General features: G+C 34.6%; 13 protein-coding genes. 7 read left to right on the forward strand and 6 right to left on the reverse strand.

Annotated elements, in window-relative coordinates:
• Positions 1 to 9: 9 nt before the first annotated feature.
• Both AC3Y25_RS05630 and AC3Y25_RS05635 read left to right on the forward strand, forming a co-directional pair.
• Positions 10 to 1,989 (forward strand): DUF349 domain-containing protein, encoded by a 1,980-nt coding sequence (locus AC3Y25_RS05630; protein WP_489902039.1) that lies wholly within the window; start codon positions 10 to 12, stop codon positions 1,987 to 1,989.
• Between the two features lie 377 nt (positions 1,990 to 2,366).
• A complete protein-coding gene (locus AC3Y25_RS05635; protein ID WP_095930858.1) occupies positions 2,367 to 2,786 on the forward strand; it encodes an OsmC family protein in 420 nt (139 codons plus the stop codon).
• A gap of 62 nt (positions 2,787 to 2,848) precedes the next feature.
• Here AC3Y25_RS05635 and AC3Y25_RS05640 read toward each other — a convergent pair whose 3' ends face one another.
• Together AC3Y25_RS05640 and gyrA are read right to left on the reverse strand one after the other, a co-directional pair.
• Positions 2,849 to 4,117 carry a tetratricopeptide repeat protein gene (locus AC3Y25_RS05640; RefSeq protein WP_489902040.1) on the reverse strand — a complete coding sequence of 423 codons (1,269 nt, stop codon included), beginning with the start codon at positions 4,115 to 4,117 and terminating at the stop codon, positions 2,849 to 2,851.
• A 36-nt stretch (positions 4,118 to 4,153) separates the two neighbouring features.
• Positions 4,154 to 6,793, reverse strand: coding sequence for a DNA gyrase subunit A (gyrA, locus tag AC3Y25_RS05645; RefSeq protein ID WP_379801392.1), 2,640 nt, complete (start codon positions 6,791 to 6,793; stop codon positions 4,154 to 4,156).
• Positions 6,794 to 7,050: 257 nt separating this feature from the next.
• On the opposite strand from gyrA, the gene AC3Y25_RS05650 reads away from it, so the two are divergent.
• The 3 genes from AC3Y25_RS05650 to AC3Y25_RS05660 all read left to right on the forward strand — a co-directional run bounded on the left by AC3Y25_RS05650 (position 7,051) and on the right by AC3Y25_RS05660 (position 11,725).
• Positions 7,051 to 9,597: an ATP-dependent Clp protease ATP-binding subunit gene (locus AC3Y25_RS05650; RefSeq protein ID WP_095930861.1), complete on the forward strand. Its 2,547-nt coding sequence runs from the start codon at positions 7,051 to 7,053 to the stop codon at positions 9,595 to 9,597.
• Between the two features lie 140 nt (positions 9,598 to 9,737).
• Entirely contained in the window at positions 9,738 to 11,105 is a 1,368-nt protein-coding gene (gene rimK, locus AC3Y25_RS05655) for a 30S ribosomal protein S6--L-glutamate ligase (RefSeq protein ID WP_095930862.1), read from the forward strand.
• A 101-nt stretch (positions 11,106 to 11,206) separates the two neighbouring features.
• Positions 11,207 to 11,725 carry a DUF421 domain-containing protein gene (locus AC3Y25_RS05660; protein ID WP_489902041.1) on the forward strand — a complete coding sequence of 173 codons (519 nt, stop codon included), beginning with the start codon at positions 11,207 to 11,209 and terminating at the stop codon, positions 11,723 to 11,725.
• Positions 11,726 to 11,738: 13 nt separating this feature from the next.
• Here the strand turns inward: AC3Y25_RS05660 and AC3Y25_RS05665 are convergent, their stop codons facing one another.
• The 4 genes from AC3Y25_RS05665 to hutH form a co-directional block, all read right to left on the reverse strand.
• A complete protein-coding gene (locus tag AC3Y25_RS05665) occupies positions 11,739 to 12,146 on the reverse strand; it encodes a hypothetical protein (RefSeq protein WP_427873034.1) in 408 nt (135 codons plus the stop codon).
• A 351-nt stretch (positions 12,147 to 12,497) separates the two neighbouring features.
• On the reverse strand, positions 12,498 to 13,838 hold the full coding sequence (locus AC3Y25_RS05670; protein WP_489902042.1) for an inorganic phosphate transporter: 1,341 nt from the start codon (positions 13,836 to 13,838) through the stop codon (positions 12,498 to 12,500).
• Positions 13,839 to 13,868: 30 nt separating this feature from the next.
• Positions 13,869 to 14,513 carry a DUF47 domain-containing protein gene (locus AC3Y25_RS05675; protein WP_008462731.1) on the reverse strand — a complete coding sequence of 215 codons (645 nt, stop codon included), beginning with the start codon at positions 14,511 to 14,513 and terminating at the stop codon, positions 13,869 to 13,871.
• Positions 14,514 to 14,562: 49 nt separating this feature from the next.
• Entirely contained in the window at positions 14,563 to 16,077 is a 1,515-nt protein-coding gene (gene hutH / locus AC3Y25_RS05680) for a histidine ammonia-lyase (protein WP_489902043.1), read from the reverse strand.
• Positions 16,078 to 16,721: 644 nt separating this feature from the next.
• Here hutH and thrA point away from each other — a divergent pair.
• Positions 16,722 to 19,169, forward strand: a complete 2,448-nt coding sequence (gene thrA / locus AC3Y25_RS05685; protein ID WP_489902044.1) for a bifunctional aspartate kinase/homoserine dehydrogenase I — start codon at positions 16,722 to 16,724, stop codon at positions 19,167 to 19,169.
• Between the two features lie 153 nt (positions 19,170 to 19,322).
• Positions 19,323 to 20,243 (forward strand): homoserine kinase, encoded by a 921-nt coding sequence (locus AC3Y25_RS05690; protein WP_482500727.1) that lies wholly within the window; start codon positions 19,323 to 19,325, stop codon positions 20,241 to 20,243.
• Positions 20,244 to 20,438 lie beyond the last annotated feature (195 nt).

The following is a 20,438-nucleotide window of genomic DNA, read 5'->3' on the forward strand; positions in this document are numbered from 1 at the left end:
ATTTTAAAGATGTTAGAAGAAAAGAATGATAACCTGCATGAAGCAGACGGAAAATCTGGAATCGAAATAAATGATTCTGTAGCAAATGATGCAATCGAAACATCAGATTCTGAAAATTTGACCAAAGATTTGGTCTCAGAAACTCAAAATGAAGTAGAAAAACAAGAAAATGATCATCAAGAAGCATTAGATGTCATTACAAGTTCAAATGCTGCTGAAAGTGAGGACGAAACTTTAAAAGATCGTCATGACATTCCTATGCAGGATTACAACACTTTCTCACTTGACGCTCTTGTTGATGAACTTAAAAAATTGGTTAATATAGACAAAGTAATGTCTGTAAAAGATCATATTGAAGAAATCAAAAAAGCTTTTTTACTACAGTATCACCATCTTATAGAGGAGAAAAAAGAAGAATTTTTAGCTTCTAATCCAGATCCTAATGAAGAATTTGAATATCATCTTCCTTTAAAATCAAAATTTGACGAATATTATAATGTTTTTAGAGATAAAAGAAATGCTCATTTTAAACATTTACAAACCAATCTAAAAAGCAATTTAGAGAATCGTCTGGCTATTGTTGAAGAATTAAAGGAATTAATCAATCCGCAAGAAAACATCAAAGACACTCTTAAGCATTTTAATGAATTAAGAGAAAGATGGAAAAATGCTGGAGCGATTCCAAAAGACAAATACAATCACGTTTGGAACAATTACCATTTTCATGTAGAAAACTTCTACGATTATCTACACTTAGATCGTGAGGCTAGAGATTTAGATTTTAAACATAATTTAGAACTAAAACAAAAGATTATAGCGCGCGTTGAAGAATTGGTAAACGATACCGATGTAAGCAAATCTTTCCGTGAATTACAGGATTTACACAGAATCTGGAAAGAAGAAATAGGACCAGTTTCTAAAGAGCACCGTGATGCCATCTGGAATCAATTTAGCGAATTGACTAAAAAAATACACGATAAAAGAGAACTTTTGTTTGAAAGCCAAAGAGCAAACGAGCAAAAAAATCTTGAAACCAAAAAAGAAATTATTGCTAAAATTGAAGTGCTTGGAAGCGAAAAAGTAAATTCTCATTCGCAATGGCTTATTCAGATTCAGAAAGTAGAAGAGTTAAGAAATGAGTTCTTTGCTGCAGGAAAAGTACCTTCTGAGGTAAATGAAGAAACTTGGGCAGCATTTAAAACAGCTGTTCGAAATTTCAACGCTTTCAAAAATTCTTTTTATAAGGATATCAAAAAAGACCAAAACGATAATTTAAATAAAAAACTGGCTCTTGTTGCAAAAGCTAAAGAATTACAGGAAAGCACTGATTTCTCAGCTACAACTCCTGTAATGAAACAGATCCAGGAAGAATGGAAACAAATTGGCCATGTTCCTAAAAAATATTCCGATAAAATCTGGAAAGAATTTAAGGATGCCTGCAACCATTATTTTGATAAATTAAAAGAGCATAAATCGGAAGAGAACAGTGAAGAAGTTGCCGCTTTTGACAACAAAAAAGCATACTTAGACACTTTAAGATCTTTCCAATTGACTGGAGATCACAAAACAGATTTAGATGCCATAAAAGCACATATTGAAACTTGGAAAGGATTTGGTAAAGTTCCTTTCTCTAGAAGACACATAGAAGGGAAGTTCAATAAAATCTTAGATGCTCTTTTTGAGAAACTAAGCTTAAGCAAAAAAGAATCTGAAATGATGCGTTTTGCAAATCGTATTGATTCTTTATCTGACAGCAATGATACGCGTAAATTAGACAATGAAAAAATCTTTATTATGCGTAAAATTGAGGAAGTTCAAAATGAAATTTTCCAGTTAGAAAATAACATTCAGTTCTTTACCAATACTAAAAATGCTAAAAAAGAGAATTCAATAGTTACAGAAGTTCGTAAAAACATTGCCATTCACAAAGAAAGCCTTGAAGTTTGGAAAGATAAATTGAAACAATTAAGAAACTTGGGACAAGAATAAATACTAGAAATTCCAATTTTTTAAATTCCAAATTCCAATTGGCAACGCTTAATTGGAATTTGGAATTTTATTTTTTTATAATTTAAAAAGATGCAATGACAATCATTGTGTCTTTTTTTATGACGCAAAACTTTGTCAAAGTTTCAAACTTTGACAAAGATTATAAAACCTCGAACAAACTTAAAAACTTTGCGTGCCTTGCGTAAACCCTTGCGTACTTTGCGGTTAAAACTCACTACAACCTAAAACCCAAAACTTAACAATCTCATTAAATTTCATAAAACTATTCTGCAAAATATTGATTATATTTGAGTTACCACTATTAACTGGCAATTAAACAAATAACATTTAATACTAATTTTTTAAATAAGGAGAATATGAAATTTACAAGAAAAGCACACGCCAACTGGCAAGGAACCGGTATGGAAGGAAAAGGAACAATAAGCACGCAAAGCACCACATTAGATAATGCACAACTGTCTTTTAAAACAAGATTTGCTGATGGCGTTGGTACAAATCCAGAAGAATTGGTTGCCGCAGCGCATTCAGGGTGTTTTACCATGCAATTAAGTTTTTTATTGAATGAAGCAGGTTTTACAGCCGATGATTTAACCACCGAAGCGACAGTAACTTTTGAAGACGGATCTATTACTTTAATTCATTTAGATTTAAAAGGGAAAGTACCATCAATTTCTGCCGAAGAGTTTGCTTCAACGGCTGCCAAAGCAAAAGAGATCTGTCCGATTTCAAAACTATTAAATACCACCATTACTTTATCTGCTGAATTAATCAGCTAAAAGCATAAAAAAAACCATCCGCCAAGGCGGATGGTTTTTTTTATATTTTAAAAAGCTTGTAATTACATTTTTGCTTTCAAAGCTTTAGCTTCTGCAGTCATTTCAAGAGCATTGTAAACTCCTAATAATGTTTTAGAAACATCCTCGTTTTTAGGATCTAATTCGTTTGCTTTTTTAAGGTAAGGAATAACTCCTTTGAAAACAGCTTCTCTTTGTGCTTTTAAAACATCGTAACGTTTCATATCTTTAGCAGAAGTACCTAATTTATTCATCTCGTCGATGATTGGTTTTTCAGCTTCTAATTTTAAAGCAGCAAGATTCAAGTAAGCATTTGTATACTCAGGATTGATTTCAATTGCTTTTAAGTAATATTTCTCTGCGTCAGCAGTGTTTTTAGCTCCAGAGCTAATTACTCCTAAATTGAATACTAAATCAGCATTTTTTGGATCTTTTTCTAAAGCTTCACCAACTAATTTTTTGTATGTCTCGTAATCTTTACTTTCTAAGTATAAATTTGCTTCCGTTAGAATTAAAGAAGAATCTTCTGGGTTTGCTTTTCTAGCATCAGAGATTGCTTTTTTAGCATCTTCAGTACGTCCTTTTTGAACTAAAATTAAAGCTAAGTTTTTGTAGATTTCACCTCTTTTAGACGGAATAGCTTCCGTTTTAGGTTTTTCGTGAGTTCCTAATTTAACAGCTAAATCTCTTTCTTTAGCGTTAGCAAAGTTATCTTCACTTCCGTTAGCTTTGTTTACAGCTAAGTACAAAGTTCCTTTTCCAGAAAAGTTTAATTTTTTCAACTCTTCATACATTGGCAAAGCAAGATCATAATCTTGTGAATTCACAGCTGTAGAAGCTGCATAATACAAGTTGATTGTATCTTTCTTGTCTAACTCGTATGCTTCATACAATTTCTTTGCACCTTCAGCATGTTTGTTTACTTGTGTATCAGCAATTGCTGAATTAATTAATAATCCTTTAATGTTAGTAATTGACGCTGCTGCTTGTGTAGAATATTTTTGTTTTCCTGAAGCTTTTTCTACATCAATTAATTTCTTGTAGCTGTCTGCTGCTGCTAATAAGTTTTTACCTTCTTCTACCTTTTTGTTTGCAAGGTCAAGAAAAGCATTTCCTTGAACGAAATAGTATTGTGCTTGTTCTGTATCTTTAGCATTTGCAATTAAGTTCTCTGCATCTTTCAATTGAGCAATAGCGCCTTGTGCGTCTCCGCCTTTTAATGCCTTTTCAGCATTCTTAATTTGATCTTTCTGAGCAAACGTAGCTACAGAGATCAGTAATGCTGATGCAAGTATTACATATTTACTTTTCATAATGGTATTTGTTTGTATTTAATTTTCTGTTTTCACTTATTCTTCAGACTCTTCATCTTCTGCTTCAGCATCGTCTTCCTCTTCTACTTCATCATCAGAGTCGTCTTCCTCTTCTACAGATCCATCATCTTCTAGAACCTCCAAATCTGGTTTAACTCTCTCAATTGCACCGATTACGTTTCCATCTTCATCTAATTCTACTTCTTCGGCATCATCTTTCATTACAGTTGTTACAGCTGCGATAGAATCTTTTCCTTTAAGATTAATCAATCGAACACCTTGAGTTGCACGTCCCATAACACGTAAATCTTCGATTGCCATTCTAATAGTTAATCCAGATTTATTAATAATCATTAAGTCATCTGCATCAGTAACAGCGTTGATCGAGATCAATTTACCTGTTTTATCCGTGATATTAAGTGTTTTAACCCCTTTACCTCCACGGTTTGTAATTCTGTACACGTCTTCTCCGTCGTCGTCAACCAATTTAGTACGTTTTCCGTATCCATTTTCAGTTACAACTAAGATTTGAGAAGTAGAAATATCGTTTTTATCTACAGTAACCATTCCGATTACCTCGTCAGTTTCATCTTTTAAAGTAATTCCACGAACTCCAGACGCTGTTCTTCCCATCGGACGTGTTTTAGTTTCTTCAAAACGAACTAATTTACCAGATTTAACCGCTAAGATAATTTGGCTTTCTCCGTTTGTCAACTGAGCTCCAATTAACTCATCTCCTTCTTTAATTGTAATGGCAGCAACTCCATTAGCTCTTGGTTTAGAATATTTCTCTAAAGAAGTTTTCTTCACCTGACCTTGTTTGGTAACCATTACAAGATTATGCGTATTGATATAATCTTTGTCTTTTAAATCTTGTGTACAAATGAAAGCTTTTACTTTATCATCACTTTCAATGTTTACCAAGTTCTGAATTGCTCTACCTTTCGCTGTTTTACTTCCTTCTGGAATTTCGTAAACACGCATCCAGAAACATTTTCCTTTTTGGGTAAAGAACATCATATATTGGTGGTTTGTTGCCACGAACATGTGCTCTAAGAAATCTTGATCTCTTGTTCCAGCACTTTTCTGTCCAACTCCACCTCTATTTTGCGTTTTGTATTCTGTAAGGTTTGTACGTTTGATGTAACCTGCGTGCGAAATTGTAATAACCACATTTTCGTCAGCAATTAAGTCTTCAATACTCACATCTCCTCCAGAGTACTCGATTTGCGAACGTCTTTCGTCACCGTATTTATCACGAATTTCTGTAAGCTCTTCTTTAATCAAATCTGTTCTCAAATTAACATCTGCTAATAAAGCTTTCAAATGCTCAATTAACTTCATTAATTCTTCAAACTCCGCTCTTAATTTATCTTGCTCCAGACCTGTTAACTGACGTAAACGCATTTCAACAATAGCACGAGCTTGAATATCTGATAATTTAAATCTTTCGATTAATTTTTCTCTCGCTTCATCTGTGTTTTTAGATCCTCTGATTAACGCAATTACTTCGTCGATATTGTCAGAAGCAATAATTAACCCTTCTAAGATGTGAGCTCTCTCTTCTGCCTTACGTAATTCAAACTGAGTTCTTCTAACCACGACTTCGTGGCGGTGCTCAATAAAATAATGAATCATATCTTTCAGATTCAACATTTGCGGACGGCCTTTTACTAATGCAATATTATTTACACTAAAAGAAGATTGTAATGAAGTATATTTATATAAGGTATTTAAAACCACGTTTGGTGTAGCATCACGTTTCAAGATATAAACGATACGCATACCATTTCTATCAGATTCGTCACGAATGTTCGCAATACCTTCAATTTTTTTCTCGTTAACCAAATCAGCCGTACGTTTAATCATTTCGGCTTTGTTAACCTGATATGGAATTTCAGTAACAATGATACACTCTCTTCCGTCCACTTCTTCAAAACCAACTTTAGCACGCATTACAATACGTCCTCTACCCGTTTTGAAAGCTTCACGAACGCCTTCATAACCATATATTACACCTCCCGTTGGAAAATCAGGAGCTTTAATATGTGTCATTAATTCGTCAACCTCAATATCATTATTATCTAAGTATGCTAAAGTACCATTGATAACCTCTGTTAAATTGTGTGGCGGCATATTAGTCGCCATACCAACCGCAATACCAGTTGCTCCATTTACTAATAAAGTAGGAACTCTTGTCGGCATTACTTTTGGCTCATATAAAGTATCGTCAAAGTTCAGCTGAAAATCAACTGTTTCTTTTTCGATATCTGCCATAATATCTTCTGAGATTTTACGCATTCTGGCCTCAGTATAACGCATTGCTGCAGGACTGTCTCCATCGACAGAACCAAAGTTACCCTGACCATCAACTAATAAATAACGCATACTCCATTCCTGAGCCATACGTACCATTGCATCATATACAGAAGTATCTCCGTGCGGGTGGTACTTACCCAGAACCTCCCCTACAATTCTCGCAGACTTTTTGTGGGCAGATCTTGATGTTACACCTAAATCATACATTCCGTAAAGAACTCTTCGATGCACTGGTTTCAAGCCATCTCTAACATCAGGAAGCGCTCTCGATACAATTACTGACATCGAATAATCGATGTAAGCTGATTTCATTTCATCTTCAATGTTAATAGGAATTAACTTTTCTCCTTCAGACATAAGTTGTTATGTTTTAATAATTACATTAGTTTCAAAGCGTGCCAAGATACGTTTTTTTAAAATTTTTTCAGCTATTTCCTTACACTTATTTAAATGATTTATTAACAACTTTATTTCCGCTTTTAGTTAATAAATTAGGCGTTTTTTAACTCTTTTATTCTCTTTTTTTTCGTCTATTAGCTGACAGTAGTTCTTGAAGGTACGGTTTTTGTTTTTAAAACAGTAATTCACTAAATTTACAATACCAATTATATATTATGGATGATAATTTTTCACCAAGAGTAAAAGATGTAATTACGTACAGTAAGGAAGAAGCTCTTCGTTTAGGGCACGACTTTATTGGTACAGAACATCTTATGCTAGGTATTTTAAGAGATGGTAACGGAAAAGCTATTCATATACTTAATAACCTAGCTGTCGATTTAGATCATTTACGCAGAAAAGTAGAAGTACTTAGCCCTGCCAACTTGAGCGTTGAAGTAAATGCAGAAAAGAAAAACCTTCATCTTACCCGACAGGCAGAAAGAGCCCTGAAGACCACTTTTCTTGAAGCAAAAGTATTTCAAAGTTCATCGATAAGCACGGCACATTTGCTGTTATGTATCTTGAGAAACGAAAACGATCCAACAACCAAGCTATTGAATAAACTAAAAATAGATTATGACGTAGCTAAAGAACAGTATTTAAATATGACTCCAAACGAAGAAGAATTCTTAGAAAACTTGCCAAGAAACGAATCATATAATGATGATTCAGGACAAGATGACAGTCTTAAAGAAAGCAGTTTTAATAATCCCGCCAATAAGTCAAACAAAAAATCTAAGACTCCGGTTTTAGATAATTTTGGGAGAGATTTAACAGAAATGGCCGAAGAAGGAAAATTAGACCCTGTTGTAGGACGTGAAAAAGAAATTGAGCGTGTATCGCAAATTTTAAGCCGTAGAAAAAAGAACAATCCGCTTCTTATTGGAGAACCTGGAGTTGGTAAATCTGCTATTGCAGAAGGACTGGCGCTACGTATTATCCAAAAGAAAGTATCGCGTATTCTTTTCCACAAACGTGTTGTAACTCTTGATCTAGCAAGTTTAGTTGCTGGAACGAAATACAGAGGACAATTTGAGGAAAGAATGAAAGCCGTAATGAACGAGCTGGAGAAAAACGACGATATTATTCTTTTTATTGACGAGATCCACACTATTGTAGGCGCTGGTGGAGCAACAGGTTCTCTTGATGCTTCAAACATGTTCAAACCTGCTTTAGCTAGAGGAGAAATTCAATGTATTGGTGCTACTACTCTTGATGAGTACAGACAGTATATTGAAAAAGACGGTGCTTTAGAAAGACGTTTTCAAAAAGTAATTGTGGAACCAACTTCTGTTGAAGAAACAATCGCAATTTTGAACAACGTAAAAGATAAATACGAAGATCACCACAACGTAACTTACACTCCAGAAGCTATTGAAGCTTGTGTTAAGCTAACAAACAGATATATGTCTGAGCGTTTCTTACCAGACAAAGCAATCGATGCAATGGACGAAGCAGGTTCACGTGTACACATCACTAACATCGATGTTCCAAAACAAATTTTGGATTTAGAACGTCAGTTAGAAGAAGTTCGCGAAATGAAAAATATGGTTGTTAAAAAACAAAAATATGAAGAAGCAGCCAAACTTCGCGATGATGAAAAACGTATCGAAAAAGATCTTGCTACAGCACAAGAACAATGGGAAGAAGATTCTAAAAACAACAGAATTGAAGTTACAGAAGATAACGTAGCCGATGTTGTTTCTATGATGACTGGAATTCCTGTTAACAGAATTGCTCAAACAGAAAGCAACAAATTGGCTCAATTGCCTGAATTGATTCAGAATAAAGTAATTGGTCAAAATGAAGCTGTTTTAAAAATCGCTCGTTCTATTCAGCGTAACAGAGCTGGACTTAAAGATCCAAACAAACCAATTGGTTCATTCATTTTCTTAGGTCAGACTGGTGTTGGTAAGACACAGTTGGCTAAAGTATTAGCAAAAGAATTATTTGATTCTGAAGATGCTTTAGTTCGTATTGATATGAGTGAATACATGGAGAAATTCGCGATTTCTCGTTTAGTTGGAGCGCCTCCAGGATACGTTGGATACGAAGAAGGTGGTCAATTGACTGAGAAGGTTCGTAGAAAACCATACTGTGTGGTTCTTTTAGACGAGATCGAAAAAGCACACCCAGATGTATTCAATATGATGCTTCAAGTTTTAGATGACGGATATTTAACTGATAGTTTAGGTCGTAAAATTGACTTTAAAAACACTATTATTATCATGACTTCTAACGTTGGTGCTCGTCAGTTGAAAGATTTCGGACAAGGTGTTGGATTTGGTACTGCTGCAAGAACAGCTCAAGCTGATGAAAACTCAAAAAGCATTATCGAAAACGCTTTAAAGAAAACTTTTGCTCCTGAATTCTTAAACAGAATAGATGACGTAATTGTATTTAATGCATTAGAGAAAGCAGATATTGATTTGATTATCGAAATCGAATTGAAAAAACTATATTCTCGCATTGCAGAGTTAGGCTACAAATTAAGCTTAACTGATAAAGCAAAAGCGTTTATCGCTGAAAAAGGTTTTGATAAACAATTTGGAGCAAGACCGCTGAAAAGAGCGATTCAGAAATACGTTGAAGATTTGCTGGCTGAAGAAATCATCACTTCAAAAATACATTCGGGTGATGAAATTATGATGGACTTAAAAGAAGATTCTCAAGAGTTATCAGTTGAGATTCATAAAGCCGAAGAGCCAACGAATCAATAAATTAGTCAAAATTTATAACATTCATAATATGCCCGTTACGTTTTCATAACATAACGGGTATTTTTTTTATCAAAAATCACTATCTTTAGTAAAAGCAAATAGCTATTTTTGAATTTAAATTCTATAATAAAAAACAAAATATGCTTCAAAACAAAGTCATTTTAGGTAGCGAAGAATGGTGCTCATTTCCAGAACTTGGAATCCCGACAATTAAGGCTCGTGTCGATTCTGGTGCCAAAACTTCGGCAATGCACGCTTTAAACATAGCTCCTTTTATAAAAAATGATGCCAATTGGGTTAAATTCGACATTAACCCGATTCAGAATAATATCAAAACCATTATTCATTGTGAAGCGCCTTTGGTTGATAAACGAATTGTAAAAAGTTCGAGCGGATTTAGAGAGCATCGCTATGTGATCCAAACCAACTTAAAAATTGGCGACGCCAAATGGCCAATCGAAATGACTTTGACCAATCGCGATTCTATGGGTTTTAGAATGCTTTTAGGACGCGAAGCTATGAGCGGAAGGGTTTTGGTTGATCCTGAGCAAAAATATCTTTTAGGGCAGCCAACAGCAGAATCTTTAAAAGAATTATATCAAAATTCAGAAAAAGCAACTACAGGCCTACGAATTGGTCTTTTAGCCAGTAATCCAGAATTGTACAGCAATAAAAGAATTATGGAAGCTGGCGAAATGCGCGGGCACGAAATGCATTTCTTAAATATCAAGGAATGCTACATGAAATTGGATGCAAAAAAACCTGAAATTCATTACCGAGGCGGGAAAATCTTAAACGAATTCGATGCTATTATTCCGAGAATTCGCCCTAGCATCACTTTTTATGGCTGTGCTTTGACACGTCAATTTGAAGCTTTAAAAGTCTTTGTATTAAATTCGGCTACAGCCATAACGCAATCTCGAGATAAACTATATTCTTTACAATTATTATTAAATAGCGGAATCGATATTCCAACTACTGGATTTGCCAATTCTCCGCTTGATACAGACAACTTAATCAAAATGGTTGGCGGTTCGCCACTAATTGTGAAATTATTAGAAGGAACGCAAGGAAAAGGCGTTGTCTTAGCTGAAACTAAAAAAGCGGCAGAAAGTGTAATCAATGCTTTTAAAAGTTTAAATGCCAACATCTTGGTTCAAGAATTTATTAAAGAAGCTAACGGAAAAGATATTCGCTGCTTTGTAATTGACGGAAAAGTGGTTGCTGCAATCCAACGTGAAGCAATGCCAGGCGAGTTTAGAGCTAATATTCACCTTGGCGGAACTGCATCTGTAATCAAAGTAACTGCCGAAGAGAAAAAAATAGCCATAAAAGCCGCAAAAGCAATGGATTTAAAAGTAGCCGGTGTCGATATTATTCGTTCGTCTAAGGGTCCATTATTACTTGAAGTAAACTCTTCTCCTGGTTTGGAAGGAATTGAAGGCGCAACTAACAAAGATGTGGCAGGAGAAATGATTAGAGCTATTGAAAAGAATTTCAAACTATAATTAAGTTCATTTAAACTTAATTCCCTATAAATAATTTAGCAGCTTTGTCGAAGTTTAAAAACTTTGGCAAAGCTTTTTTATTTAACTTTAAAATAAAAAACATGCATTTTCCATATTTAGATATTGTTATCCGAAGTGTTGCCGTTTATTTTTTCATGACAATCGCTTTAAGAATCTTTGGCAAAAAAGAACTTTCTCAACTAAACACTGCTGATATAATCCTGATTTTATTGATTAGCAATTCGGTACAAAATGCTATGGTTGGTCCAGATACTAGTCTTTTGGGTGGTTTGGTTGCAGCTTTAGTTTTGTTTTCGATAAACTTTGCCATCAAAAAACTGACAAAGAAATTTAAAACTCTTGGCGACTTACTACTCGACAAACCTGAAATATTAATACACGACGGTGTGTTAGATTTTAAAACTTTGAGCCGATTAGATGTTTCGCACGAAGAACTAAAAGAAGCCGCGCGCGAACATGGTTTAGAACATTTAACTGATATTAAACTCGCTATGCTTGAGATTGACGGTACCATAAGCATCATTTCTAAAGATCAAAAACAGCTTAAACAGATACATTACAAACGTAAGCATAATCATAAAAACCTTCAAAAATTTTAATCGCAAAAAAAAATTATCTTTTCTTTTTAAATGAACTTTTTGACTTTCCATAAAAAGATAGAAGTAAATCTTCATTTGCAAATTTCCCATCAAGATCATATTTTGAAGGTGTTTTCACTAAAAGAGTGGTAAAGTTTCCTTCAACATCAATATAAATCTTTTTCATATTATACCTTTCGGATGTTAAAATACAATGGTTAATTGCAAATAACAATTTTCTCCTTGAAGCTTTTTCAATCCCTACCATATCAGTAACTTTTACTATTACCAAGATTGTATCATTTCTTTCTACTGAATAATATTTTAGCTTGCCTGTATCTATCCCTTTTAAAGACCTTCCAATTGATTCTTTAATGAAACATGAAATTAAATCTGACTCTTCATTTGGACTACTCGTTACCTTCTTTTGATCTACTTGCAAACGAATTCTTCTTATATCCTGTTCTTGGCAAGAATACAATGAAAAAACAAAAATTAAGATATAGAATCTTGAACTTATAATATTTTTTATACTGAACATTCCTTTTGAAATTTGCTGTTGTTCAGAGCTGTTTCAATAACTTTTTCTAATGAAACATACCTTGAATAATTGCGCAAATATCAATCTATAGAATACTAACAATGGCTAGTAAAAATTAAAAAAATGTTATTTGAAGACATTTTTTTTAATTAATTCTAATCCAATAAAAAAGCCGATTTCAAATTTGAAATCGGCCTTTTAAATATTTAGATAAAATGCAATTTACATCTCACATTTTACAATAATCATTTACTAAATAAATACACTTAGAATAAAGTAAACCAAACCAGCTAATAGAGCTGAAATTGGAATAGTTAAGATCCAAGCCCAGATTAAACTTACTGTAACTCCCCATCTAACGGCAGAAACACGTTTTGTTAATCCAACACCAATAATAGATCCTGTAATGGTATGCGTTGTACTTACTGGGATTTTTAAGTGTTCTGTAAAGTAAAGTGTCAAAGCACCTGCAGTTTCAGCAGCAACACCTTCAAACGAACTTACTTTAGTAATTTTAGAACCCATTGTTTTCACAATTTTCCATCCACCACTCAAAGTTCCTGCTGCAATGGCAGAATAACACGCAAGAGGAATCCAGCTCGGCATTACACCTTTAATACCTGCATCGTCATTTGGAAGCACAACATCTAACCAAGCATCCATATGAACTCCAGGATTAGTATTGATATAAACCGCTACAGCAGCAGCAATAATACCCATTACTTTTTGAGAATCGTTTCCTCCGTGACCTAAACTAAATGCCGCAGAAGATAATAACTGCATTTTCTTTAAAGCAGCATCTGCTTGATGAAGATTCAAACTGCTGAATATTAAACAGAATGCGCTTACTGTTAAGATAATGAAGGCTACTAAGAACCATTTAATATTATGAGAATCGAATACAACGCTCCAGAAATGAGATTCGAAACGAGGTTTTCCATGCTCTAAAATCTCTTCATAAGAAACCATTTGAACGTAAACAAACCAAATAGTTGCAAGCATTAAAACCACAGTAAAGATTTTTGGCCCGATGCTTTTACGTGAAGCATTTAACAGCCAAATCGAAATTAAGTAAGATGCAATAACTCCTAAAAGCGGTGCTAAGACAATAAAAGCAATAATAATGAGGACTCCCGAGGGCATTCCACCATCTTTACCAGCCTTATACCAGCTTACAATTTCATACCAGTAATGAGTTGCTCCGTCTTCTCCAACATAACCAGAGAAACCATGAACTGCAATAGCGTGCGCTACAGCTGCTCCAGCAAAACCTCCAATTAAGGTATGCGAAGAACTTGAAGGGATTCCTAACCACCAAGTCAATAAATTCCAACAGATTGCTGCAATTACTCCGGCTAGGATAACAACAAGGTTAATTTCCATTGTGTGCGCTGTTTTAGCAACAGTATCTGCAACACCAAATCCAAAAACCCAATAAGCCAGAAAGTTAAAAAATGCTGCCCAGACAACCGCCTGAAAAGGTGTCAAAACCTTTGTTGCAACAACAGTCGCTATAGCATTTGCCGCATCATGAAAACCATTGATGTAATCAAAAATTAAGGCTAATACTATAATTAATATAAGTAGCGTCATAAAATTATAACTTCAGATTGAAAAATTGAATTAAGAATGTTTTACAGAAATAGATTCTAGTATGTTCGCAACACTCTTACATTTGTCTGTTGCTGATTCTAAAACAGATAACACCTCTTTATATTTAATGATATTTTTAGCGTCTGTTTCGTTTTCAAAAATTTCAAAAACTGCTTTGTTATATACGTTATCAGACTTGTTTTCTAGTTTATTGATTCTAGCACAAGCGTCTTTAATAACTTTAAAATTTTGTAAGTTTCTCAACTCTTTTACCGCACTGTCAATGTTTTGACAAGCTTCAAGGTTGATTTCTGTCATCTTTCTGATAGATTTTGTAATCTTATCAACTTGATACAATCTCATACGGCTAGATGCACCATGAAGGTAATCGGCAACGTTATCAATTGAAGTAATTAACGTGTGAATGTCTTCTCTATCAAATGGAGTAATAAAGTTTCTGCTTAACTCAAGGTTTGTCTGACGTGTGATGTCTTCTCCTTTTTGTTCTAATTCGTCAATCTTTTGAAAAAGAATTTCTCTTTCTTTTAATGGTAAATTTACAGCTTCGTGTAAGTTAGAAGCTAATTCAATTAAATTGCTAGAAGCCTCTTCAAAAAGTGGAAAGAATTTTTTGTCTTTCGGCACTAAAAATTGGAAAATACTGTTTATTGACATTGTTTTATTTTTGATAGTGCAAAATTACCTTCAATAACACGTTTCAGTGTTAAGCCATTGTTAACAAATCGTTTTCAATTTGAAAACTCTCAAGGAATAACACTGTGTTTTCTATGTCATTATGTAAGATCCTGTCTTCTTTCACCAAAGGCACCACTTCTCTGTAACTATTTAAGAACATTTCGATAAAATCACTTGATTTTAGAGGCTCTCTGTACGCAATGGCCTGAGAAGCATTTAATAATTCAATTGCCAAAATGCGCTCTAAATTATCTAAAACACGTAAGGCTTTTGTTGCTCCATTTGCTCCCATACTCACGTGATCTTCCTGACCGTTGCTTGAAACAATACTGTCAATACTCGCTGGAGTTGCCAATTGTTTGTTCTGACTGGCAATACTTGCAGCCGTATATTGCGGAATCATGAAACCTGAATTTAATCCTGGATTATCTACCAAAAATGCTGGAAGATTACGCAATCCTGAAATTAACTGATAAGTTCTTCTTTCAGAAATACTTCCTAATTCGGCTAATGCAATTGCCATAAAGTCTAAAGCCAATGCTAAAGGCTGTCCGTGGAAATTTCCGCCAGAAATAATCTGATCGGCTTCTATAAATATATTTGGATTATCGGTAACTGAGTTGATTTCTGTTTTGAATACTTTTCGAACATAATCAATCGCATCTTTTGAAGCTCCGTGAACCTGTGGCATACAACGGAAAGAATACGGATCTTGAACGTGTTTTTTCTCTTGAGTAATGATTTCACTTCCGTCCAAAAATTGTGTAATTCTTTGTGCGGTTACGATTTGTCCTTTGTGCGGACGTATATAATGTATCAATTCGTTAAATGGCTCAATTCTTCCATCAAAACCTTCTAGAGAAATAGTTCCAATTAAATCTGCCAAATATGAATATTTGTAAGCTTTAATTAAAATATGAGCTCCATAAGCACTCATAAATTGAGTTCCGTTCAATAAAGCCAAACCTTCCTTAGATTGAAGTACAATCGGTTCCCAGTTAAAATGCTTTAAAACCTCGGCAGAAGCCACTTTTTTTCCTTCAAACAATACAATTCCTTCTCCAATTAAAGGCAAAGACAAATGCGCCAGCGGCGCTAAATCTCCAGAAGCTCCAAGCGAACCTTGCGTATAAATAATAGGCAGAATATCATTATTGTAAAACTCAACCAAACGCTCTAAAGTTACTAGCTGAATTCCAGAATGCCCATAACTTAAAGATTGAATTTTAAGTAACAGCATCATTTTCACAATTTCAGCAGGAACTTCCTCTCCTGTTCCACAGGCGTGCGATTTTACTAAGTTTTCTTGAAGTTTAGATAAGTTTTCATTTGAGATTTTCACACTATATAAAGATCCAAAACCTGTATTGATTCCGTAAATTGGCGCCGTATGCGATGCCATTTTCTTGTCTAAATAATCACGGCATTTCTGAACATTTACTTTAGCTTCTTCAGATAATTCAAGTTTTTTATTCTGACTTAAAATTTCTTGTAATGTTTCTAAAGTAATGGTTTCTGAACTTATATAATGGATCTCTCTCATGATGATTTTAAATTTTAAACGCCAAAATTCAACAAATCAATATTAAAAAGCAACATTTTATCACAATAATTAAAATTTCACCAAACCTAATTGAAAACCTTTAACTATTATTTTTAAACCAAACAATCTGCTTTCTCCCACTTTTACCGCTCTTTTTACTTAAATTTCAATCTTTTGCCTAGGTTAAATCTCCAAAAAACATGTTCTAAAATATACCAAAACATCAATTTAACATCTGCAATTTTAACAAATACTCAATATTGATTTATAGAGATTTGAATTATTAAAATATTCGTAAAAAAGCCTTTTAAGTTTTTAACTCTTATAAAAAGCTGTACTTTTGAAAAATCAAAAATGAAAAGTAACAGCATAAAATATCAATCTACAATTATTACAGCTCAAACAGGAGTTGCAATTGCTGCTACGATTATTTCTACTACAACAACTACTACCCCTTAGGGGTATACATTTTTACATATCATCCTAGGTTACCTATACTTTTTTCTTGAAAGAAGAGAGTTATTGGATACATAAAAAACATTTACAAAAAAATAGTCGCAGTTTTTAGTTTCAGTTCACAGTTGATAACCTTTGAACCTTTGTTACTCAAAATCTTTGCACCTTATTAAAAAATATCAAACAAAATGAAAGTATTAAAATTTGGCGGAACTTCGGTTGCCAATGCTCAAAATATAAAACTCGTTCTCGAAATTGTTAACCAAAAAGCAAAGCAAGACCAACTCGTTGTTGTAGTTTCTGCTCTAAGCAAAGTGACAGATTTACTGCAATTGGCGGCGGCAAAAGCAGCGGCAAACGACGAAAGCTTTAGAGAAGTGGTTGCCGAAATAGAGAAAAAACACCTTGATACATTAAAAGAACTGATTCCGGTAAGCGAGCAAAGCAGTTTGTTAAGTCATGTAAAAAGAATCATCAACCATTTAGAAACTTTATTAGACGGATGTTTCTTATTGGGTGAATTGTCTCCAAGAACTGCCGATACCATTTTGAGTTTTGGTGAATTGCTTTCTTCCTTTATCATTGCTCAGGCATTTCAGCAAACTGAAAAAGATGCGGTTTACAAAGACAGCCGTGAATTGATTAAAACGGATAGTAACTTCGGAAAAGCTGTGGTAAACTTTGAAGTTTCGAATCAATTAATTCAGGAATATTTCGCTTCGAATAAATCAAAAATAAATATACTTCCAGGATTTATTGCGCAAACTTTAGACGGAATTACTTCGACTTTAGGACGTGGCGGATCTGATTATACTGCAGCCATTATCGCTGGTGCAATCGATGCTGAACAACTGGAAATCTGGACTGATGTAAACGGAATGTTTACTGCAAATCCAAAAATTGTAAAACAAGCACAGCCAATTGCAAACATTTCGTATCAAGAAGCGATGGAATTATCGCATTTTGGTGCAAAAGTGTTGTATCCGCCAACCATTCAGCCTGTTTTAAGAAAAAATATTCCAATTTTAATCAAAAATACTTTTGAGCCAGAAGCCGAAGGAACTTTAATTTCTAGTCATGTTCAATCTAAAGACACTGTAGTTAAAGGAATCAGCCATATCGATCATATTTCGCTTTTAACACTTGAAGGTCCAGGAATGATTGGAGTTGCGGGTTCTTCTAGACGTTTGTTTGAAGTATTGTCTCAGGAAAAAATCAACGTAATTTTTATTACTCAGGCTTCTTCTGAGCATTCAATTTGTATCGGAATCTTGAATTCGGATGCTGATAATGCCGAAGCTGCAATTAATAGAGCTTTTGAAATCGAAATCTCGCAAAACAAAATCGATCCTTGTTATGTAGAAAAAGACCTTTGCATTATTGCTTTGGTGGGTGAAAACATGAAAAATCACCAAGGTTTGAGCGGAAGAATGTTCTCTACTTTAGGAAAAAACAACGTAAACATTCGTGCCATTGCGCAAGGTGCTTCTGAAAGAAATATTTCGACTGTAATTAACGAAAGAGACGTTAAAAAAGCGCTGAATACTTTACACGAAAACTTCTTTGAAGAAAACACAAAACAGCTAAACTTATTCGTAATGGGAGTTGGAAATGTGGGAGAAAAATTCATCGAACAGATCCACAATCAGAGAAAGTTCTTAAAAGATAATTTAAAGATTAACGTTCGCGTAATTGCTTTGTCTAATTCTAGAAAAATGGTATTTGATGAAGACGGAATTTCATTAAAAAATTGGGATGCCGCTTTAAGCGAAGGTGAACCAGCGAGCATTGAAGAATTCATCAAAAAAGCAAAAGAACTTAATTTACGTAACAGTATTTTTGTAGATATTACAGCAAATGCAACGGTTTCTGAAGCTTACGAGAAGTTCTTAAAAGAAAGTATTGCCGTTGTAACTTGCAACAAAATTGCTTGTTCTTCTGCTTACGACAACTATAAAAAATTAAAAAGCTTATCTCGCCAATATAACGCTCCTTTCTTGTTTGAAACAAATGTTGGTGCGGGATTGCCAATTATCGATACCGTAAAAAACCTTATTGCATCTGGAGATAAAGTGCATAAAATCCAAGCGGTTTTGTCGGGAAGTTTGAACTTTATTTTCAACAATTTTGATGAGAAAAATTCTTTCCACGATGTGGTAAAAGAAGCTGGAGTTCAAGGTTTCACAGAACCAGATCCAAAAATTGACTTAAGCGGAATCGACGTAGCACGTAAAATCCTAATCCTAATTCGCGAAAGCGGTTACGAAATGGATATCGATGCCATTGCAAACGAATCGTTCCTGCCTGCAGAATGTTTAGCAACAACAAACAACGAAGATTTCTTCGCATCGTTAATCAAACACGCTGCTCATTTTGAAGGTATTTATAAAGAAGCTTTAGCCAAAGATTCTAGATTGAAATACGTTGCGCAATTCGAAAACGGAAAAGCGAGCGTAGGTCTGCAATTCATTCCAAAAGATCATCCTTTCTACAATCTAGAAGGAAAAGATAATATCGTGTTGTTCTACACAGATCGTTACGTAGATCAGCCTTTATTGATCAAAGGAGCCGGTGCCGGAGCAGCAGTAACAGCTTCGGGAATTTTTGCGGATGTTATTAGAATTGGAAACGTGTAAAAGATTCTAAGATACTGAGTCGCTAAGATTCTAAGTTTTTTTTATAACTAAACTTAGATCTCAGAAACTTAGAATCTCAGAAACTCAAAAAATAAAAAGCTGCAAAGAAATCTTAGAAAATCAGAATCTTAGCATCTTAGAAACTTAAAAAAAATGGAAATTAAACTTTTTTGCCCAGCAACTATTGCAAACCTCTCATGCGGATTTGACGTACTCGGACTTTGCTTAGACAATGCGGGCGATGAAATGATTGTTCGAAAAGTCGATCAAAAAGGAGTTCGAATCACTAAAATTGTGGGTGCCGATTTGCCTTTGGAAACCGAGAAAAACGTTTCTGGAGTTGCGGCTTTGGCAATGCTTGAAACTTTAGATGAACTGGATTTTGGATTCGAAATCGAAATTTATAAACACATCAAAGCCGGAAGTGGAATCGGAAGCAGTGCTGCAAGTTCTGCCGGAGCGGTTTTCGGAATTAATGAATTATTAGGAAGACCGTATTCTCGTAAAGATTTAGTTCAGTTTGCGATGCAGGGCGAGAAATTAGCCAGCGGAAACGCACACGCCGACAACGTTGCTCCTGCCCTTTTAGGCGGATTTACTTTGGTAAGAAGTTATGCTCCGCTTGATATTATCAGAATTGACAGTCCAGAAGAATTGTACGCAACGGTGGTTCATCCGCAAATTGAGTTAAAAACTTCTGACGCGCGTTCGGTTTTGAAACAAAACGTTTCCCTAAAAAGCGCCATTATGCAATGGGGAAATGTAGGCGGATTAGTAGCAGGTCTTTACACCAAAGATTACGAATTAATCGGTCGTTCGCTTCACGACGAAATCGTGGAGCCTTTACGAAGTGTTTTAATTCCAGGTTTTGATCAAATCAAACAAACCGCTTACGAAAACGGCGCTTTAGGTTCTGGAATTTCAGGTTCTGGCCCGTCAATTTTCGCTTTAAGCCGAGGAAAAGAAACCGCCGACCAAATCGCAAAAGCCATGAGCGACGTTTACGAAAAAATGAATTTACCGTATGAAATTCATGTTTCGAAGATTAATCCTGATGGTGTCCGTATTTTGTGAAATGTGAAATGTATTAAGTAAAAAGAATTAAGTATTAAGACAAAGTTTGTCAGGCTGAGCGGAGTCGAAGCCCACGCAAAGTATAGACACAATACATAACCGTGCAGTTTGTCATTTCTGTAAAGGTTAGATAATTCGGTAACAAAATTTAACTTTAATAAATTTTGTTGCGATGAGAAATAACAGTCAGGATTC

It is taken from the genome of Flavobacterium sp. LK-23 (genome assembly GCF_058135255.1).